Genomic DNA, 18332 nt, shown 5'->3' with positions numbered 1-18332 from the left:
GTAGATCTGGGGGATGCGCGGGCGACGACTTCTGAGTTACCGGGACGCGGTGGCGATCCTGGGCGGCGACAGCGAGGCACTGTCGGCGGCGGACCAGGTGCTGGGCGGGGCACTGTCCGCTGCCACGGGCGGGGCGAGCGATGCGGTGCTCGGGCTGTTCGGCGCGCAGGGGCGGGTGCTGCGCATCGGGCGGGACCTGACGGCGGGGCTGCGGGACCGGCTCGGTTCCTCGGAGCGGGCGGACCGTACGGAGAAGATCGCGGCGGCGCATGCCGTGCTGGTGATCACCGCCTTCTTCGAAGCGATGGAGGAATTGGAACTCCCCTTCGCATTCGATGCATTGGAGCTGAGCGGGCGGGAGCAGATCACGCTCGCCGGGGGAGACACGGACGCGGGTGCCCTCGCGCAGGTCCTGCTGACGGCCGAGGTGCCTCAGCCGAACTCCTTCGAGCCGTTCGAAGTGACACTGGAAGCACTGCGCCGCTGGTACGGGCAGTTGATGTTCCGACTGCTGACCTTCGTGTACGGCCTGGCGGTCTGGGAGCGGCTGAACGAGGCCCAGCGCCGGCAGGCGTCGGATGTGCTGTCCACCGTCGACGAGCGTGCCGTCGCCCGGTACCAGGAGCTCTTCTCGCAACTCGCCCTCGACATACCGGAATTCGGCTTCTGGACCAGTCAGGTCGAGCACCAGGCCACCCGCAACGAGCTCCGCCAGTCACTCGACGGCGTGGCACACGCGCTGAGCGGACTCACCCTTCCCGCCGGCCTCGGCCATGCGGCCGACGGCCTCACCACCGCCTACCGCGCCGCCCTCGGCCGGGCGATCCTCTCCGAGGGTGAAGCCCCCAGCGGGATCACCGTGCCCACCCTCGCCGCAGGGTACGTGGACCCGGACTTCCGGGTCGGGCCGGTACTGGAGGACGGCAGCGGTCCCGCACGGGAGGACTGGTGGGAACGGATGCCGGTCCGCTCCGACCTCGCCGAATTCCTGGCAGGCACCCTCACCTCGCTCGCCCCGGCCACCGCCCCGCTGCTGGTGCTCGGCCAGCCGGGGGCGGGCAAATCGGTCCTGACCAAGATCCTCGCCGCCCGCCTGTCCGGCACGGGGTACCTCCCGGTCCGGGTCATCCTCCGGGAGATCCGGGCCGAGGACGACATTCAGGACCAGATCGAGCATGCGGTACGGAGCACCACCGGCGAGCGGACCAGCTGGCCGGACCTCGTACGGTCGGCACCCGGCGCCGTCCCCGTCCTCCTCTTCGACGGCTTCGACGAACTCCTCCAGGCCACCGGCGTCAACCAGACCGACTACCTGGTGCGCATCGCCAAGTTCCAGCAGCGCGAGGCCGACCAGGGGCGACCCGTCTACGCGATGGTCACCAGCCGCACCGCCGTGGCCGACCGGGCCCGCTGCCCGCAGGGAACCATCGCCCTGCGCCTGGAGCCGTTCCGTACGCCGCACATCCGGCGCTGGCTCACCGTCTGGAACGGCATCAACGCGCCGCACTTCACCGCCCAGGGCCTGCGCCCGCTGCCCACGGAGGTTGCGGCAAGGCACCCCGAACTGGCCTCCCAGCCACTCCTGTTGCTGATGCTCGCCCTGTACGACGCCACCGCCAACGCGCTCCAGCAGGAGGCCGTCGGCGGCGAACCCCTCGCCGCGGCCGATCTCTACGAAGAGCTGCTCACCAACTTCGCCGTCCGGGAGATCGGCAAGTCCGGCGACGCTCTGACACCGCGCCGGCGCGCCGAGCACTGCGAACGCGAACTCCAGCGGCTCTCCCTCATCGCCTTCGGCATCCTCAACCGCCGCCGCCAGTGGATCACCACAGCGGAACTCGACCAGGATCTGACCGCGCTCCTCGGACGGCCCGCCGCAACCGAACGGGACGGTTTCCGTACCCCGCTGGGCCAGGGAGAGATCGCACTCGGCCGGTTCTTCTTCGTACAGCGGGCGCAGGCGCTCCAGGACGAGCGGGAGCTGACGACGTACGAGTTCCTGCATGCGACCTTCGGTGAATATCTGGTCGCCAGGCTCTCCGTCCAGCTCCTTGAGCAACTCCTCGACCAGCGGCCCGCGTTGGCCCTGGGAAGGGTCGGAGTCGACGACGACTTGCTGTACGCCCTCCTCTCCTACGCCCTGCTGGCCTCGCGGCAGATGCTGCGCTTCGTGCAGGCCCGGGTCGACAGGATCGGCCCCGAGGGGCGGGAGCGGCTGGCCGAGCTGCTGATCACCGTCATGGAGGACGCGCGGGGCCGCGTGGAGCACAAGTACGCCGACTACCGGCCGATACCGCGCGCCACCGCGGCCCGGCACGGCAAGTACGAGGCGAACCTGATCATGCTGACGATCTGTCTCACCGGCGGAATCACCGCGAGCGAACTCTTCCCCGAGGCCGCGGACCCGGCGGGCATCTGGCCGCACCGCATCCAGTTGTGGCGCTCGGCGCTCACGGAGCAGGAATGGACGGACTTCGCCCTGGCGATCGAGGTGCGGCGCGGCTGGGCGGGCGACCGGCGGGAGCTGACGGTTCTTCCGGGCTCCGGGGCGACGGAGGAACCGGAGGACGTCGATCCGTACTGGGTGTACCGCTATGCGCCGGGCCAGGGCCCCAGAGCGATCGAAAGTACCTGGTCACGGAGTTCCTGGCAGGAAATCCGGCACAAGATGGACGTCGGGGAGGGCGGCCACGACTCCGTGCTCCGACATGCCCTGGACCCACTCTTCGCACGCTTCGGGCCCGCCCTCACCACCTTCCACGGGGAATCCGAAAGGCACACCTCGTCCTGGGCGCACGACCTGCTGGAACTGTGGCTGGCAAGTCATCTGGACCGACTCGAAGAGCTGACTGTGCGGTACGAGCGCTGCGCGCAACTGCTCCGGCGCGCGGTGGACTCGCCGCCCGAACTGCAGGATCCGTTGGCCTCACTCGTACTCGGTCAGCTGTTGGCCGACGCGCACCGGCTGCCGTGCGAAGTGGTGCACGAGGTGCTGGCCGCGGTCGGGTTCATGGGCCGTTCCATGACAGACGTCGTACTTGAGGTGCGCATCGCCCTGCGCCGCCTGGAGACGCTCGACCCGGACGTGCCGGACGGCGCGGAGCGCGAGCCGGTCTGGGCAGAGCTGACCTCGCTGCTGCACCGACTGCTCGGAGTGCTGGTGCAGAACCGGCCGGAGCTGCTCCCCGGCGTCTGGGACGTGGCGACCCACACGCGGCCGGCCTGGAATCTGCTGGCCCAGTACGAGGATCGGGTCCCCGAGGAGACCGCCGTGCGGCTGCGCGAGATCCGGCGCCGCTACGACGGTCACTGAGACGGCAGGCGGGTCAGCCGACGGCACCCAGGATCGGTGCCCAGACCGTGCCCGTGAGTGCGGCCTCCGCCTGCTTCGCGGAGAGCGGGGGAGCGGGGCGGGTCGGCTTCGGGATGGTGACGTCGAAGTCGCCGCCGGTGTTCCACTGCACCATCTGAACCTGCGCGCCGGTCGCCTTCATGGTCACCGTCGTCGTCCAGCGGTGCGCGGGATCGGCACTGTCCGCCGGGTGCCTGTCCGCGATCCGCTCCTGCATCACCAGGGCTCCGCCCGGAAGCCTGGCGCTGCTCGGCAGCTCCTTCAGCTCACAGGTGTCGCCCTCGGGGCGCGGGGGCACCTGTTCCTCGTCGCAGCTCAGGCCCTCGCCGTCCTGGAGCGGCAGCTTGAGCCGCATCGCCGAGACGCCGACGTTGGCGGCGCCCTGCCCGTCGTCGACGGTCAGTCCGCCCATGGCGACACTCCCGCTGGACGGATTCGAGGGTTCGTTGCTCTGCTTCTCCTCCTTGCTGTACCGGAGCCCGGGGTACGTCTTCTTCAGGGCGTCGATCATCTGGTCGCCGGTGACCGCGGAACGGGGCGCCGCCAGTGCGGACACCGTCTCCATGTCGGAGCCTCCCGCACGGGAGAGCGCGCCGGGGACCACCAGGCCGGCCACGGCGATCACCGCGCAGGCACCGGCCCCCGCCCCGACGACGACGCCGATGGTGCGCCGGCGCTTGCGGCTCCGCCCGCGCTGGACGGCTCCGGCCATGAGCGTGGTGAGATCGGGTTCCAGGGAGTCGGTCGTGCGGTCCAGGGCCTGGGCGAGATCTGTTTCGAAGGGCATGCTGGAGTCACCTGTTCAGTCGCTGAGAGATGTGTGGTGGTGATGACCTGCGCGCACGTGCACTCAGTGCGGCACCAGGTCGGACAGGCTCTCGCCGAGCAGCGCGCGCACCCTACCGAGCGCCCGGGTGCCCTGGGAGCGGACCGCACTGCTGCTCAGCCTGAGCATCCCGGCGGTCTCCTCGATGCTGCGGTCCTCCCAGTAGCGCAGCAGCAGAACCGCCCGGTCGCGGGGCGGCAGCCGACCCAGCGCGTCCAGCAGGGTGAGCCGCAGTGCGGTGTCCGGACCGGGCGCCGCGCCGTCGGGCATGCTCCCGACGGGGCGCTCTCCGGTGCTCTGCCGACGCCGCAGGCTGAGGAAGGTGCGGACCAGGACCGTCTGGGCGTAGGCCGCCGGGCTGTCCGCACGGGCCACCTTCTTCCAGTGCACGTACACCCGGCCGAGGGTTTCCTGGACCAGGTCCTCGGCAAGATGCGTGTCACCGGCCGCGAGTACGTACGCCGAGCGGTACAGCGCCTTCGTCCTCGCGGCCACGAACTCCAGGTACTCATCCTCCTGTGCTGACTTCACTCGGTCCCCGCCTGTTCTCTTGTTCCGTGATCGCCGTGCATACCCCTGATGACTACGTGAGTCGTCGGGATGTCGCGCGGACGGTGCACCTTTTTCCGCTCGGCCGGGGAATCGCTCTGCGGCTCGGTACCCCCGCCGAAGAAATGTCTCACGTACACGTGTAAGTGAGACATTGTTCTGACGCCCCCCACCCATCCCGATCGCGTCGCCGCACACGAGAGGCCCCCGCCGAAGCGACAGCGGGGGCCTCCGGGCAGGGTGGTCTGCCGCCCCTACCCCAGATCCAGGGCGTTGCGCAGCCCCAACCGCCAGCGCGTCCTGTCGTGCCGCTTGAGGTTCTCCACCGCCGGAATCTTGTGCATCCCCCGCACGGTGCACCGCGCCGCGTCCGACCCCGCCCTGTCCAGAAGGGCGTTCACTGCCGCGCGCGCCGAAGCATTCGCGCCCTCCATCGTGGCGAGGTCGATGTCGACAGCGACGAAGTCCCCGGACAGATAGAAGTTGGGGATGGCGGTCTTGGCCGACGGCCGGTTGTGGAGCGTCCCGCACGGGTGGATCAGCAGCTCGTCCTCGTTGGTGGGGTTCGGCGTGCCGAGTCCGTCCACGCCCGGGTCCAGGAACCACGAGTGCAGTGCGCTGTCCTTCAGTACGACCTTCCCCGTGTCGTTCAGCCCCGCCTTCAGCTGCGCCCACACCTCCTTCGCCACCTCCTCGCGCGTGCACTGCTTCGCCGTTCTGCCGTAGAGGATCCCCGGCTTGTCCCACTCCGAGATGTCGACCGACAGGCAGTCCACCGCGGCCCCGTCCCCGTACACCGCCGGAAAATCACGGTCCGGCCAGTGCCTGGCCTGGGCGATGCCCGTCAGCGACCACGGCGAGTCGATCAGGTTCACATGCCCCTCGACCATCCTCGGACGCTCCGTCAGATAGAACTGAATGCCCGTCATCCAGTCCGTCTCCAGCTTGTCCGCGCGGGCCAACTGCGGGTCAAGGGCGCGCATTTCGGCGTTCCACGTCCGCCGGGCGTGCTCCACGGGCATCGCCGACACGTAGTGGTCCGCCACCACCGACTGCCGCGCCCCCTTCGGGTCCTCGATGACCGTCTCGCTGATCCGGCCGTCCGCCGTACGCAGCTCGCGCACGGTCCAGCCGATCTTGAAGTCGACGCCCAGCGACTTCAGATGGGTGACCCACGGGTCGATCCACGCCTCGTTCGTCGGCAGGTTGAGGATGCGGTCCGGCGGGCCGTCCGCGCCCTGGCCGAGCGCGTTGAAGACGAACGCCTCGCCCAGCGTGCCGACCGTGCGGGTGCTGGCCTCCTCGGCCTTCGTCGCGACGATGTTGCGGGTGATGCCGATGGCGAGGATGCGCTGGTACTCCTTCGACATGCGGGCCGCCCGTACGAACTCCCACCACGGCGTCTTCTCCCAGGTGCTGTCGCGGCGTTCGTCGCAGCTGGTCAGGAAGACGAGCGCCCGGTTCACGAAGTACGCGATCTCGTGGAGCGGGAGGTTGAGGGCCGTTTCCAGCAGGCCCGTGAGCATGCGCCGGATGTCGTCGAGGTCGAGCCCCGCGGGCTGGTGGCCCGGCCACGGGATCGGCATCCGCAGGTCCTCGCGGCCGGCCGAGCGCGCGAACATCATCTCGGGCGGGGCCACCAGGTTGCCCCACACGCCGTCCGCGTTGCCGGGGAAAGGGATGCGGCGCATGGTGTCGGGGAGGTTGTGATAGATCCCCGGGATGAAGCGGAAACCGTGCTCGCCGGGGAGCGGGCGGCGGCCTCCGCGCGCGCTGTCCGGTACGTCCATGCTGCGGGCCTTGCCGCCGAGTGCGCGTCTCTCGTACACGGTGACCCGGAAGCCGCGTTCCGCCAGCTCGTGCGCCGCCGTCAGGCCCGCGACTCCGCCGCCGAGCACGGCGACGGACTGAGCGGCCTTCGACGCGTTCTCCGGTGCCGCCTTCGGTGCCGCCTGCGCGGCCCCGGCCGGAAGTGCGCCGAGCGCGGCGACCCCGCCGACCGCCGCCGCCCCGGCCACGAACGTGCGCCGAGAAGTGTGAGAAGCGGAAGTGTGAGAAGTGGAAGTGTGAGGTGTGGAAGTGCCGACCGTACGATCCATCTGCCCAGCCCCTTACCAGTGGTAACAGCCACCTGAGTCGCAGGAGCATAGGACGGCCCCGCCCGACGCGGAAGACCTCTGTCAACGCGTATACGGACAGGGCCGGTTGAGGTGGCCGAGAAGGATCGATCGGTGGGACGGGGAGGTGCGGGGGAGAGTCAGGCGCCCGTGCGGTAGGTGTGCGAGTCGGTCTCCGGCAGGGCCAGGTCAGGGCGCCACGACCGCAGAACCGCGGCCGACGGGACGAAGAGCGCGGTCGGGATCTCCTCGGGGGCGAACCAGTCCCACCGTACGATCTTGTCCGGTTCGGTCACTCGCGCAGAGCCCGCCGCCGCTCGGGTGACCGCCGCCGCGGAGATCCGGTTGAGTCCGTACCCGCCGTCCAGCACCACGCCGACCACCCGCACCGACTCCGCGGGCGCCAACAGGCCCGTCTCCTCGGCGAGTTCACGCACTCCGGCCGCCTCGAAGCTCTCGCCCGCGTCGACCTTGCCGCCGGGCAGCTCCCAGTTGCCGTTGTGACCGAGTCCGAGCAGAACCCGGCCCGCCCCGTCGAGGACGATCATGCCGACGCCTGCGAGGCAGTTCGGGGTGGGCGAGGTGCGGGCGGGGGTGTCGAGGCCGGAAGGACCGGTGCGTCGTGCGGTGCTCATGGTCATCGACCGTACCTGTCCGATCAAGATCGGACCTTTGGCAAGGTCCAGGCGCCGAGCACTCGCCCTGTCCACGGTTCTCGCCACGGGAACGGTCCTGCCCACCACCGCCCCGGCTGGTGCGGCCGCAGGGCCTGGAAAATCAACTTCTGGGCGCTGCTCGGCGACGGCGACCACGCGGCCAAGATGCTCGGCGAACAGCTCAAGTCCTCCACGCTGCCCAACCTCTGGGACACCCGCCCGCCGTTCCAGATCGACGGCAACTTCGGCGCGACGTCGGGCATCGCCGAGGTGCTGCTCCAGAGCCGGCACGGGACCGTCGACGTACTGCCCGCGGTGACGGCGGCTCGGCCACCTGCACGGCCAGGGGCGGCGTGCCGGCCGTGCGGACGCGGGCGGGGGAGACGTACCGCATCCGCCCGTAGGCCGGGAGCCGCTGCCGTCTGCGATTCTTGTACCGGACAAATCAGGAGCAGCAGCAGGCGGACGAGGAGTGACCGACGTGGCAGGGCCGGACATACCCGACGGGTACGAGGAGTACGTCGAGGGCTATGCCCGGATCCTGCACGAGGTCGCCGACACCGGCCGCCGCCTCACCCGCGACGAACTCGACGCCCGGCGCGCCCTGGGCGAGCGTGCGGCCGAGTCGGGCCTCGGACTGCGGGCCGTCGTACGCACGTACCTGACGGCCACCCGGGAGGGCTGGCCACGCACGGCCACGGCCGCACCCGACGGAGTGCTCGCCGCCGTGGAGCAGGCCGTCGACGCGGTCGCCGAGGGGTACGAGCGGGCACAGCGCATGGCGGTCCGTCAGGAAGAGGGCGCCAGGCGGGAGTTCATCGACGACCTGCTGCACGGACGCAGCGACCTGGGCCGGCTCGCGGCCCGCGCCGAACGCTTCGGACTGCGCTTCTCGCGGGCGCACGCGGTCGCCGTGGCGGAGGGCCCGGACGCCTTCGAGGACGGCGACGCGGTGAGCCGGGCGGTGGAGAACTCGCTCACCGCCCGCTTCGCCGACCGGCGCATCCTGGTCGCGAGCAAGGACGGGCGACTGGTGTGCATCGCCCCCGGCGAGCACTCCGACGTCCTCCACCACTTCGCCAAGCAGGCGCACGCCGCCACCGACGAGGTGCTGGTCGCGGTCGGCCGCCCGCACCCCGGCGCGGGCGGCGTCGTCCACTCCTACGAGGAGGCTCTCGGCGCACTCGGTTTCGCCGAGCGGATGGGCCTCGAAGGGCCCGTCCTGTACGCCGCCGACCTGCTGGTCTTCCCGGTGCTCGGCCGGGACCAGCAGGCCCTCGTCGACCTGGTGCGCAGCGTGCTCGGCCCGCTCGCCCAGGCACGCGGCGGGGCCGGTCCGCTGGTGGAGACGCTGCGGGTGTACTTCGACGCGGGATGCGTGTCGGCGGAGGCGGCCCGCCGGCTGAACCTGAGCGTGCGGGCGCTGACGTACCGGCTGGAGCGCATCCACCGGCTGACCGGCGCCGACCCGGCGGACCCGCTGCGGCGGTACACGCTCCAGACGGCGGTCATCGGAGCGCGGATGCTGGACTGGCCGGCCACGGCGCTCTAGCCGAGGCCGGTGCAACTCACCACCAACGCGCACCCTTTGACCCGATTTCACCGCCCGGCGGCCCCTGCGTACGCACCGATACCCTGGGGCCGTCGTGAATCATGTGAGCACCGTGGTGCAAGAGGAGAACGCCGTGGCCGAACCCGCCATAGCCCCACCGGCCCCTCTCGCCCCACCGGATCCCCTCGCCCCACCGGATCCCCTCGCCCCGCGCGGCATCCCGCTCACCGGCGCCCGGCGCAGGCTGACCCGTCTCGCGGTGGCCCTGGTCGCGCTCCTCGCCGCCACCCACTCGGCGATGCTGCTGCTGTACGTCGCGGACGACTTCCCGCTCGCCAAGACGTACGCCAAGCAGACCGACGCGTGGATGCGCCCGCTGTTCCCGCAGGACTGGAGCATCTTCGCCCCCGACCCCTCCCGCTACAACCTCCACCTGGAGGTCCGCACCAGGGTCGACGGACAGCTCGGCCCGTGGATCGACCTCACGGCGTACGACAACTCCCGCTACCGCGGCGACCTGCTGCCCAGCATCGAGGACCAGCTCGTACTGCGCCGCGCGATATCCACGTACCAGAGCAGCGCCAAGGCCCCGAACGCCGACGAAGCACGCAGCCGCAACGCCCGCTACCTCATGAACGTGATCACCGCCCGCCTCGACGACATGGGCAGGCCCGCGGGCGACGCGATCGAACTCCGCACCCGCTCCACCCGCATACCGTCCCCCCGGACCCCGGACGCCACCCACCCGGCCCGCTACGAAGAGGTCGGCTTCTGGAAGGTGACCCGATGACGGCCCGTCAGGCACTCGGGCTCGGCCGCGAGCGCGCCGGCACGCTGGGGTCACGCGTCACCGACGCCCTCCGCGACCTCACGCTGCGCCCCCTCGCCCCGTACAGCGCCGCCGCCATGCGCATCGGCCTCGCCGGGCTGTACGTGCTGCACCTGCTGCGTGAACTCCCGCACGCGGACCGCCTCTGGGGCCCGGGATCCCCCCTCACGCCCGAGCTGTTCGCGGAGACGATGCGGGCGCGCGGCTGGGACGGTGCGTTCGGCTGGTGGTACGGGCTGCTGTCCACCGGAAGCCCGGTCGTCTTCTACGGCTGGTACGCGATCGCCCTGCTGGTCAGCGCTCTGTACGCACTCGGCTGGCGGACCCGGGCGATGGCCCCGCTCTTCGTCTTCGTCGTGGTCGCCTTCTACCTCCGCGGATCGATGGCCAACAGCGGCTGGGCCCTGCTGAGCCTCCTGTTCGCCAACTACCTGGTCTTCTGCGCGTCCGGCCGGCACTGGTCGCTGGACGCACGGCGCAGGGCGCGGCGGGGCGGCACCACGAGGCCCGTGCCGTGGGGCGAGGAGACGGAGGAGCTGCGCCGCCGCGCGGTGACCGTGCTGCACAACGCGGGCATGGGCGTCATCGCCCTCCAGGTCATGGTCGTCTACACGTCCGCGGCGATGTACAAGATCCGCGGGGCGTCGTGGCGGGACGGGACCGCGCTCTACTACTCGATGATGAGCGACGACTTCTCGACGTTCCCGGAACTGTCGGCGTGGATCGCGAGCCACGGGACGTTCGCGGCGGTCATGGCGTACGTGACGGTGTTCTCGCAGGTGCTGTTCGCGGCGCTGGTGTTCAACCGGCGGCTGAAGTACGTGATCCTCGTGGTGATGCTGAGTACGCACGTGGGGATCGGCGTCCTCATGGCGCTGCCGATGTTCTCGGCGGTCACGATCGTGGGGGACCTGGTGTTCCTGCCGACGTCGTTCTGGCTGGCGGCGGCGGGGTTCGTACGGGTGTGGCGACAACCGGCAACGCCGGTGCCGGACCCCGCGCCTCACGGAAGGGGCGCGGGGAACTGTGCGACCAGCCACGATGCACCCGCAGATGACACACCGCAGCACGTACGGGGCGCTTAGCGCTCCATGCCGCCCGCGCCCGGTGCGGCCGTCGCCGCCGCGTAGCAGGCGCCCCGCCCCTCGGCCCGCGCGACGACCCGGCCGCCCTCGACACGTACCGCGGTCTCGGTCGCGTCACTGACCGCCGACACACCGGCCGCAGCGGCGAGCGTGCCCAACTCGTCGTGTACGAGCCGAATGTGGGGCCACGCCCGCTCCGGAAACGCCTGCCGCATCCCGGCCCCCAGCTCCGCCACCGTCAGCCGGGCCAGCGGCCCCAGCTCACCCGGCTCGCCCGTCACGAGCACGGCGGTGACGGCGCCGCCGGGCGCAGCCGCCCGTACCGCTTCCTCGACGGCCTCCAGCCGGTGCAGCCCGAGGACCGCCACCACCCCGTCGTCCGCGAGCCCGACGGGCCCGCCGCGCAGGGCGTCCGTTGCGGCCGGCGGTGACCACGCCTCGTCCACGGGGCGTGCCTTCGGTACGTAAGGGAGGTGCGGCGGCGCCCAGTCGCCGCCGGGCGCGAGCGCGGCGAGCTGTTCGCAGGCCGCGACGACCTGGAACGGATCGGCGAACCCCGGTGCGGCGGCGGCCAGTTGATCCGCCCCGTGCAGCAGGGTGAGTACGGCCTCCGCGACCGGCACCAGCCGCTCCCCGCCGCGCCTGCGCGACATGCCCTCCAGCGCCAGCCCGAGCACGATCGCGTCCAGCTTCAGCAGTTGGGCGTACGGCTGCCGGGTCTGTGCGTCCGCGAGGACCACCGACGGCAGGTCCCGCGCCGGATTGTCGTGCTGGTCGTCCTCGCCGGAGAGCGGAAACCGGGCCACCCGACCCCGGGCGAGCGCACCGAGCGCCTCGCGGACGGTGTCGACGGACGCCGGGGGCGGGGCGGCGGGCGTACGGCCGGCCAGGTCGGCCAGCACCGCGAAGTACAGGGCCCGCTTGCCGGGGAAGTTGGAGTAGACGGCCCCACGGGTGAGACCCGCCCGCTCGGCGATCCGGTCGATCTTCGCATCGCGGAACCCCCGCTCGCCGAACTCCTCGCGGGCCGCCTCAAGAACCTTCCTGCGATTGAGTTCCTGTACTTCGGCCCTGGTCAACCGGCCCATGTCGCTCCTGTCGTGGGGTGATTCCGCAATTCAAGATACCCAGGACATCCAGATGATGGCATCATGTGGCAACAGCATTCGAGTATTCGACAACAGGGAAGGCACACCCATGCCCAGTACGAAGGAAGAGGGGCTGCCGCCGGAGATCCAGCTCTCCGACCCGGAAGTGATGCGCGACCCCTTCACCGTCTACGGCCGCGCCCGCGAACAGGGACCGGTGGCCCGGCTGGCGGCTCCCGGTTTCGGTGGCATGTGGGCGGTGACCCGGCACGCGGAGTCCCGCGCCCTGCTGAGTGACCCGCGCTTCGAGATCCGCACGGACAGCTTCATGCGCCCCGGAGTGCCGGACGACTGCGTCCCGTACATGCGGACCATGGCGGAGATGAACGGCCCCGAACACCTGAGGCTGCGCAGGCTGGTCGCCCCGGCGTTCAGTGCGCGCCGGGCCGCCGCCTTCCGCCCGCGCATCGAGGCGATCGTCGACCGCCTCCTGGACGGACTGGCCGACCGCGTCTCGCCGACGGACGGCACGGTCGACCTCCTCGCGGACTTCGCCCAGCACCTCCCCATGGAAGTGATCTGCGAATGGGTCGGCATCCCGGAGGAGGACCGGCCGCAGTGGCGGAAGTACGGGGCGACGGTGGCGGCCGGAGCGGGCGCGGCGTTCGCGGAGGCGATTCCGGGGATCGTACGGGGGGCGAAGGAGGCGGTGGAACGGAGGCGGCGCGAGCTGTTGGAGACGGGCCGGGAAGCGGCTCAGGGCGAGCCTTCGGGCGTGGATCCGGGCATGGCCCCGGGCATGGCCGCCGACCTGCTCGGCGACCTGATCCGTGCGCAGGACGAGGACGGCGACCGACTGAGCGACGTGGAGATGGTGACCCTGGTCTGGCACGTCGTCCTCGCGGGCCAGACGCCGACCCACCTCGTCGCCAACGCGGTCGACGCCCTGCTGAAGCACCCCGAACAGCTCGCCGCACTACGCGCGAACCCGTCGCTGATGCCCGCCGCGGTCGAGGAACTGACCCGCTGGGCGGGCCCGACACTGCTGTCCATCCCGAGGTACGCGGCACAGGACGTGGTGCTGCACGGGGTGCCGGTGGCGAAGGGGGAGGCGGTGACGACGGTGATCGCCGCGGCGAACCGGGACCCCCGGGCGTTCCCGTCACCGGAGCGGTTGGACGTGGGGCGGCTGGACGTGGGGCGTGCCACGTCCCCCACCCCCCACCTGAGCTTCGCGCACGGCGCGCACTTCTGCCTGGGCGCATCGGTGGCCCGCATCCAGACGGAGGTGGCACTGGCCGGCCTGCTGCGCCGCTTCCCGGCCCTGGCGCCGGCGGGGGAGTCGCGGCGGGCGATGGATCCGGGGACGTGGCGGCTGGAGGGGCTGCCGGTACGGCTCTGAGGACAGGGCGTCGGACAGGCCCTAACGACTCTCGGCGGGGAGCGGCGCCGTGCATGTGGTGCGGCCGTACGCGCCGGAGGCGGTGGCCCGCTGCTGGTGCTGGTCGCGGATGGCAAGGGCACAGGTGGCGGTAACGCCCTGCTGCGGGAGCTGGACCTTCACCACGGGGGACTTCCGAGCGGCACCTCGACGGTCTTCTTCCAGGGGAGGCCTTCTCGGTGGTGGCGGTGCCCTGCTCGTTGGTGGCGAGGTAGGTGAGGTCGGCGGTGCCGGTGCCGGTGATCTCGTACGTCACCGGCCCGCCCCGACGGGGAGAGCCCGCACGCGCGGGAGCCGGGGCACCCAGCCGCCGCCCTCGATACTGAGGGGAAACGGTCTGCGTGGCCTGCGGCTCCGGAGCCCTGGTGGTGCGGGATGTCGACGGCGCCGCGCTCCTTGAAGTCGTCGGCGTACCCGCGGCTGCGCTCTCGGTCGGGCAGGCCTTGTCCACTACAGGAAGGACGTGTTCGTGCGCACGCTCTACGTCGTGACCCATCCCGAGGCGACGCACCACGTGGAGGGGCTCGTCGGCGGCTGGTACGACTCGCGGCTCACGCCTGCCGGTGTCCGGGCAGCGGCCTCCATCGCCCGGGCGTTGCGGGACCAGATCCCCGACGGGGCCGGGGTGGAGCTGTACGCGTCGGATCTGCGGCGCACCTTGCGGACTGCCGAGGAGGTGGCCGAACTGTTCGGCGTGCAGCCGGTCGTGGACCGCAGGCTGCGGGAGAAGTCCTACGGAGTGGCGGGCGGGAAGCCGCAGGAGTGGCTGGACCGGCGTTTCCTTCCGCCGCCCGCCGTCGGGGAACGGATGGACCACGACGAGGGCGTGGAGGGCGCCGAGACCAAGGCCGCGTGGGCGCAGCGCATCTACGCGGCCATGGACGACATCCTGGGAAGCCCTTGTGAGCACCAAATTGTGGTGACGCACGGCGGGTCCCTGACCTTCGTCGTGGCGGCCTGGATCAAGATGCCGATCGAATCGGCCGGTTGTGCCAGCTTTCGGGCGCCCTCGGGCAGCATCACCACGCTCCACCAGGACGACTTCTTCCACAATCGCCAAGTCGTCAGCCTCGGCTGCACCCGCCATCTCGATTCCGCCGGTGCCGGCTGAGAAGGGTGAGGCTGTGTCAGTGGCGTTCGGGGCCCACGGGTCGGCCTCACTGTCTTCGACGTCAGGTGACGCCGCAGAAGATCACCGGCTTCGCCGTCCGAAGCGCAGGGCCCGTGGCGCTTTGCGGGAGAGTTCGACGGGGGTGCCGAATTAATGTCTCACTTGCACGTGTAAGTGAGACATTAATTCGGAGGGGGGCGTCCGGCAGGCGGTCAGGCTCCACGTACCAGCGCCCCCACTCGTGGTCGGGTCCGCGAGCACGTTTACCAGGAACAGGCCGCGGCCTTCGCACTCGTCCAGAGCTGCCTCGCGCGGGTGAGGGAGGCGGGGCGACGCGTCGTGCACCTCCACGCGGAACCCGCCCTCAGTGCTTCCGGTCAAGCGGGCGAATCTCGTCTCGATGTCTCGGCCCGGCACCCGTCCGTATCGCTGTGCGTTGGTGAGCAGTTCCGAGAGGATGAGGACTGCCGGGTCTTCCAGTGCTGCCAGGCCCCATCCCGCCAGTGTCTTGCGCAGTTCCTCCATGGAGGTCGATGCGATGCCGACGAGACGGGTGATCACCGGTCGTAGCCAGGAGCCGCGGGTGCGGTTCGCCGAGGAGTTGCACCGGTTGCGGACCGAGCGCGGGGACAGCCTGCGCAAGTTGGGCGAAGTGCTGGGGTGGACTGGTCGTTGTCCGGGAAGATGGAGAGTGGGGAGACGCTGGGCGGGCCCGAGGTCGTACAGGCGCTGGATCAGCATTACGGGACGCCGGGGCTGCTGCTGACGCTGTGGGAGCTCGCGGTGGGGGATCCGACGCAGTTCCGGGAGCAGTACCGGCGGTACATGACGTGGGAGGCCGAGGCGGTGAGCCTCTGGCACTACGCGGTCAGTGCACCGCCCGGACTGCTCCAGACCGAGGGGTACGCGCGTGAGGCCCTCGCGGCGGGCGGACTGCGGGGGGAGGAGCTGAACCAGCAGGTCGTCGCTCGTGTGGGGCGGGCCGAGCTGCTGGAAGGCGACGGCGCACCGCAGTTCCGCACCATCCTGTCGGAGACGGTCCTGCGGATCCCGTTGAGTGACCCGCGTGTGCGGCGGGAGCAGCTTGAGCACCTGGTGGTGGCCGCCGACCGTCCCAACGTCGCGCTGCACGTGCTGCCGTTCGACGCCGGGCTGCATCATCTGATGAGCACGGACGTGATGTTTCTACGGATGGCGGACGGTCAGCCCTTCGCGTACACCGAGAACAACTTCCGCGGTGAACTGGTGCCGGAATCCAGGCAGGTTGAGCGCATGCAGCGTGCCTATGATGTGGTGCGCGACCTGGCCCTGAGTCCGACGGAGTCGCGGAAGTTCATCACGGACATGCTGGAGGACCTACCGTGCGATCCATCGACCTGAGCACCGCTGTCTGGCGCAAGAGTTCGTACAGCAACACCGATGGTGGCCAGTGCGTCGAGGTCGCGGAGTGCATTCCCGGCCTGGTGCCCGTGCGCGACAGCAAGGTCCCCGAGGGGCCCGCGCTCGTCTTCGGGGGTGCGCCGTGGGCGTCGTTCGTGGCCGGTGTGAAGGGCGACTCGCTGCGCGTCACCGGCTGACGGTCCCTGACTGGCTCGCGGGCCGTCAACCGACCGAAGCCCCCGCCCCGCTCCTCACCTGCACCGGCAGATTCGCCGCCAGATCCTCCGCCAGCAGCCTCTTCGCGATCCGGTCCGCCGCCACCCTCAGCTCCGCGCTCCGGGGCCGGCCCGCGTCCTTCTCCAGCTGTGCGGCGAGCCAGTCCGACCACGCTGCCGTGATGACCTCCGCCTCGCGTTCGCCCGCCGCCGTGTGGGAGAGGTAGTTGCCGTGGCGGGTCAGATAGCCCTCGTCGACCATCCGGTCGAAGACCGGCAGCAGGACCTCCGGCGGTACGTTCTGCCGTCCGGCGATCAGCCCCAGCGTCGAGTGGCCGACCATGCGCGTGAAGAAGTTGACCTGCATCACCGCCCACGCCCCCGCGATGTCCAGCCTCGTGTCGGACTCCGCCACGATCTGGCGGGCCGTCAGCGCGTTCTTGGACCGGACGATCCGAGCGACCGCCAGCTCCAGTGCCTGCGAGGAGCCGCCCGCCCCGCTCGGTGAGGGCTGTGCGAAGCCGTCGCCGAGGTCCGTGGAACCCACCCGTGCCGTGTCCCGCAGCTCCACCTGCTTGAGGAACAGCGACACGACGAACCCCAGCAGTGCCACCGGCACCGTCCACAGGAACACGGTGGACAGGGATTCCGCGTACGCCTCCACGATGGGTGCCACCTGCGCCGGTGGCAGCGTGTGGAGGGACTGCGGGTTCTGCGCGGCCTGTGCGAGGGCGGCCGGATCCGTCCCGGCAGGTGCGAGGCGCAGTGCCGCAGTCACCCCCGCCTCCAGGTTCGGCTTGAGCGAGTTCGCGTAGATCGTGCCGAAGACGGCCGCGCCGAACGCGCTGCCGAGCGTACGGAAGAAGGTGACGCCGGAGGTGGCCGTGCCCAGATCCGCGTAGTCAACCGTGTTCTGCACGGCGATCGTCAGGACCTGCATGCACAGGCCGATGCCGACGCCCAGCACGAACATGTAGAGGGATTCGAGCCAGGTGTTGCTCGCCGGGCCCATCAGGGAGAGGAGGTAGAGGCCGAGGCCCATCACCGCCGACCCGATGATCGGGAAGATGCGGTACGTGCCCGTCTTGCTGACCACGTTGCCGCTGAAGATCGACGCGATGAGCAGACCGATGACCATGGGCAGGGTGCGGACACCCGAGATCGTGGCCGAGTCCCCGTCCACGTACTGGAGGTAGGTCGGCAGGAACGTCATCGCGCCGAGCATCGCGAAGCCCACGATGAAGCTGAGGATCGAGCAGACCGTGAAGACGGGATTGGCGAACAGCTTCATGGGGAGCATGGGCTCCGTCGCCCGCGTCTCCACGACGCAGAAGAGTCCGAGGGCGACGATGCCGCCGACGAACAGGCCGATGATGGTCATCGAGCCCCACGCGTACTCGTTGCCGCCCCAGCTCGTCGCCAGGACCAGGGCGCTGGAGCCGATCGCCACCAGGGCGATGCCGAGGTAGTCGATGCGCGGCTTGTTCGCCGATTTGACGGAGGGGATCGTACGGGCTGCCGCGATCACCACCAGGATCGCGATCGGGACGTTGACGTAGAACGCCCAGCGCCACGACATGTGGTCCGTGAACAGGCCGCCGAGGAGTGGACCGATCACCGTCGAGACGCCGAAGACGGCGCCGATCGCACCCTGGTACTTGCCGCGCTCGCGCAGCGGGATCACGTCCGCGATCAGGGCCATGGCCGTGACCATCAGACCGCCGGCGCCGATGCCCTGCACGCCGCGCCAGGCGATCAGCAGCGTCATGTCGGTCGCCAGGCCGCACAGGAACGAGCCCGTGATGAAGATGATCGCGGAGATCTGGAAGACGATCTTCCGGCCGAAGAGGTCGCCGAACTTGCCGACCAGGACCGTCGCGACCGTCTCCGCGAGCAGATAGGCCGTGACCACCCACGACATGTGGGCGGCGCCGCCGAGATCCGAGACGATCGTCGGCAGGGCCGTGCCGACGATCGTCTGGTCGAGGGCCGCGAGCAGTACGCCCAGCATGATCGTGCCGAAGACGATGTTGCGGCGGCGGCCTTCGAGCGGCGCGGGCGCGGCCGGGGCCGCCGGGCTTGCGTCGGTGGTCGTGGTCACCCTCGCAGCGTCACACCGTGCCGCCCCCTG

The 18332-nt window shown here is 70.7% G+C and carries 14 protein-coding genes and 2 pseudogenes; 9 read left to right on the top strand and 7 right to left on the bottom strand.

Going from position 1 to position 18332, the window contains the following annotated elements; translation table 11 throughout:
* Positions 1–13 precede the first annotated feature (13 nt).
* Complete coding sequence (locus tag ACWGIG_RS06155) at positions 14–3313, top strand: NACHT domain-containing protein (protein WP_453320335.1); 3300 nt, start codon at positions 14–16, stop codon at positions 3311–3313.
* Positions 3314–3326: 13 nt separating this feature from the next.
* On the opposite strand, the gene ACWGIG_RS06150 is transcribed toward ACWGIG_RS06155, so the two are convergent.
* The 4 genes from ACWGIG_RS06150 to ACWGIG_RS06135 all read right to left on the bottom strand — a co-directional run bounded on the left by ACWGIG_RS06150 (position 3327) and on the right by ACWGIG_RS06135 (position 7479).
* The gene (locus tag ACWGIG_RS06150) at positions 3327–4139 is read right to left on the bottom strand and encodes a hypothetical protein (protein ID WP_453320334.1); all 813 of its coding nucleotides are present in this window, start codon (positions 4137–4139) and stop codon (positions 3327–3329) included.
* A gap of 63 nt (positions 4140–4202) precedes the next feature.
* Positions 4203–4709, bottom strand: coding sequence for a SigE family RNA polymerase sigma factor (locus ACWGIG_RS06145; RefSeq protein ID WP_453320333.1), 507 nt, complete (start codon positions 4707–4709; stop codon positions 4203–4205).
* Positions 4710–4981: 272 nt separating this feature from the next.
* Positions 4982–6826, bottom strand: a complete 1845-nt coding sequence (locus ACWGIG_RS06140; RefSeq protein ID WP_453320332.1) for a hydroxysqualene dehydroxylase — start codon at positions 6824–6826, stop codon at positions 4982–4984.
* Positions 6827–6984: 158 nt separating this feature from the next.
* Positions 6985–7479, bottom strand: a complete 495-nt coding sequence (locus ACWGIG_RS06135; protein ID WP_453320331.1) for a nucleotide triphosphate diphosphatase NUDT15 — start codon at positions 7477–7479, stop codon at positions 6985–6987.
* A gap of 39 nt (positions 7480–7518) precedes the next feature.
* Here ACWGIG_RS06135 and ACWGIG_RS06130 point away from each other — a divergent pair.
* The 4 genes and pseudogenes from ACWGIG_RS06130 to ACWGIG_RS06115 form a co-directional block, all read left to right on the top strand.
* Positions 7519–7827 (top strand): annotated as a pseudogene (locus ACWGIG_RS06130) (glycosyl hydrolase family 95 catalytic domain-containing protein); the annotation flags it as partial.
* A 154-nt stretch (positions 7828–7981) separates the two neighbouring features.
* Positions 7982–9052, top strand: coding sequence for a PucR family transcriptional regulator (locus tag ACWGIG_RS06125; protein WP_453320330.1), 1071 nt, complete (start codon positions 7982–7984; stop codon positions 9050–9052).
* A 133-nt stretch (positions 9053–9185) separates the two neighbouring features.
* Positions 9186–9842, top strand: a complete 657-nt coding sequence (locus tag ACWGIG_RS06120; RefSeq protein ID WP_453320329.1) for a DUF5819 family protein — start codon at positions 9186–9188, stop codon at positions 9840–9842.
* A complete protein-coding gene (locus ACWGIG_RS06115; RefSeq protein WP_453320328.1) occupies positions 9839–10966 on the top strand; it encodes an HTTM domain-containing protein in 1128 nt (375 codons plus the stop codon). Before ACWGIG_RS06120 ends, ACWGIG_RS06115 begins: the two co-directional genes overlap by 4 nt.
* On the opposite strand, the gene ACWGIG_RS06110 is transcribed toward ACWGIG_RS06115, so the two are convergent.
* Positions 10963–12054, bottom strand: coding sequence for a TetR/AcrR family transcriptional regulator (locus tag ACWGIG_RS06110; protein ID WP_453320327.1), 1092 nt, complete (start codon positions 12052–12054; stop codon positions 10963–10965). The genes ACWGIG_RS06115 and ACWGIG_RS06110 overlap by 4 nt on opposite strands.
* Positions 12055–12163: 109 nt before the next feature.
* Here ACWGIG_RS06110 and ACWGIG_RS06105 point away from each other — a divergent pair, with 109 nt between their 5' ends.
* Positions 12164–13456, top strand: coding sequence for a cytochrome P450 (locus tag ACWGIG_RS06105; RefSeq protein ID WP_453320326.1), 1293 nt, complete (start codon positions 12164–12166; stop codon positions 13454–13456).
* Positions 13457–13964: 508 nt separating this feature from the next.
* A complete protein-coding gene (locus ACWGIG_RS06100) occupies positions 13965–14606 on the top strand; it encodes a histidine phosphatase family protein (RefSeq protein ID WP_453320325.1) in 642 nt (213 codons plus the stop codon).
* Positions 14607–14756: 150 nt separating this feature from the next.
* Here ACWGIG_RS06100 and ACWGIG_RS06095 read toward each other — a convergent pair whose 3' ends face one another.
* Positions 14757–15131: an ATP-binding protein gene (locus ACWGIG_RS06095; protein ID WP_453320367.1), complete on the bottom strand. Its 375-nt coding sequence runs from the start codon at positions 15129–15131 to the stop codon at positions 14757–14759.
* A 13-nt stretch (positions 15132–15144) separates the two neighbouring features.
* On the opposite strand from ACWGIG_RS06095, the pseudogene ACWGIG_RS06090 reads away from it, so the two are divergent.
* Together ACWGIG_RS06090 and ACWGIG_RS06085 are read left to right on the top strand one after the other, a co-directional pair.
* A pseudogene (locus tag ACWGIG_RS06090) lies at positions 15145–15986 on the top strand (helix-turn-helix domain-containing protein).
* On the top strand, positions 15968–16183 hold the full coding sequence (locus ACWGIG_RS06085) for a DUF397 domain-containing protein (protein ID WP_453320324.1): 216 nt from the start codon (positions 15968–15970) through the stop codon (positions 16181–16183). The pseudogene ACWGIG_RS06090 and the gene ACWGIG_RS06085 overlap by 19 nt, the downstream one beginning before the upstream one ends.
* 25 nt (positions 16184–16208) lie before the next feature.
* Here ACWGIG_RS06085 and ACWGIG_RS06080 read toward each other — a convergent pair whose 3' ends face one another.
* Positions 16209–18302, bottom strand: a complete 2094-nt coding sequence (locus tag ACWGIG_RS06080) for an MDR family MFS transporter (RefSeq protein WP_453320323.1) — start codon at positions 18300–18302, stop codon at positions 16209–16211.
* Positions 18303–18332 lie beyond the last annotated feature (30 nt).

The organism is Streptomyces sp. NPDC054863, assembly GCF_053610825.1.
Note: the sequence above shows the minus strand (reverse complement) of the source record. Positions and strands in the feature narration are given on the sequence as shown.

What these genes read in the sequence shown, in the direction of transcription:
- ACWGIG_RS06155 (WP_453320335.1), top strand. Translation starts at nt 14, where the DNA reads ATGCGCGGGCGACGACTTCTGAGTTACCGGGACGCGGTGGCGATCCTG.
- ACWGIG_RS06150 (WP_453320334.1), bottom strand. Translation starts at nt 4,139, where the DNA reads ATGCCCTTCGAAACAGATCTCGCCCAGGCCCTGGACCGCACGACCGAC.
- ACWGIG_RS06140 (WP_453320332.1), bottom strand. Translation starts at nt 6,826, where the DNA reads ATGGATCGTACGGTCGGCACTTCCACACCTCACACTTCCACTTCTCAC.
- ACWGIG_RS06135 (WP_453320331.1), bottom strand. Translation starts at nt 7,479, where the DNA reads ATGAGCACCGCACGACGCACCGGTCCTTCCGGCCTCGACACCCCCGCC.
- ACWGIG_RS06115 (WP_453320328.1), top strand. Translation starts at nt 9,839, where the DNA reads ATGACGGCCCGTCAGGCACTCGGGCTCGGCCGCGAGCGCGCCGGCACG.
- ACWGIG_RS06110 (WP_453320327.1), bottom strand. Translation starts at nt 12,054, where the DNA reads ATGGGCCGGTTGACCAGGGCCGAAGTACAGGAACTCAATCGCAGGAAG.
- ACWGIG_RS06105 (WP_453320326.1), top strand. Translation starts at nt 12,164, where the DNA reads ATGCCCAGTACGAAGGAAGAGGGGCTGCCGCCGGAGATCCAGCTCTCC.
- ACWGIG_RS06095 (WP_453320367.1), bottom strand. Translation starts at nt 15,131, where the DNA reads ATGGAGGAACTGCGCAAGACACTGGCGGGATGGGGCCTGGCAGCACTG.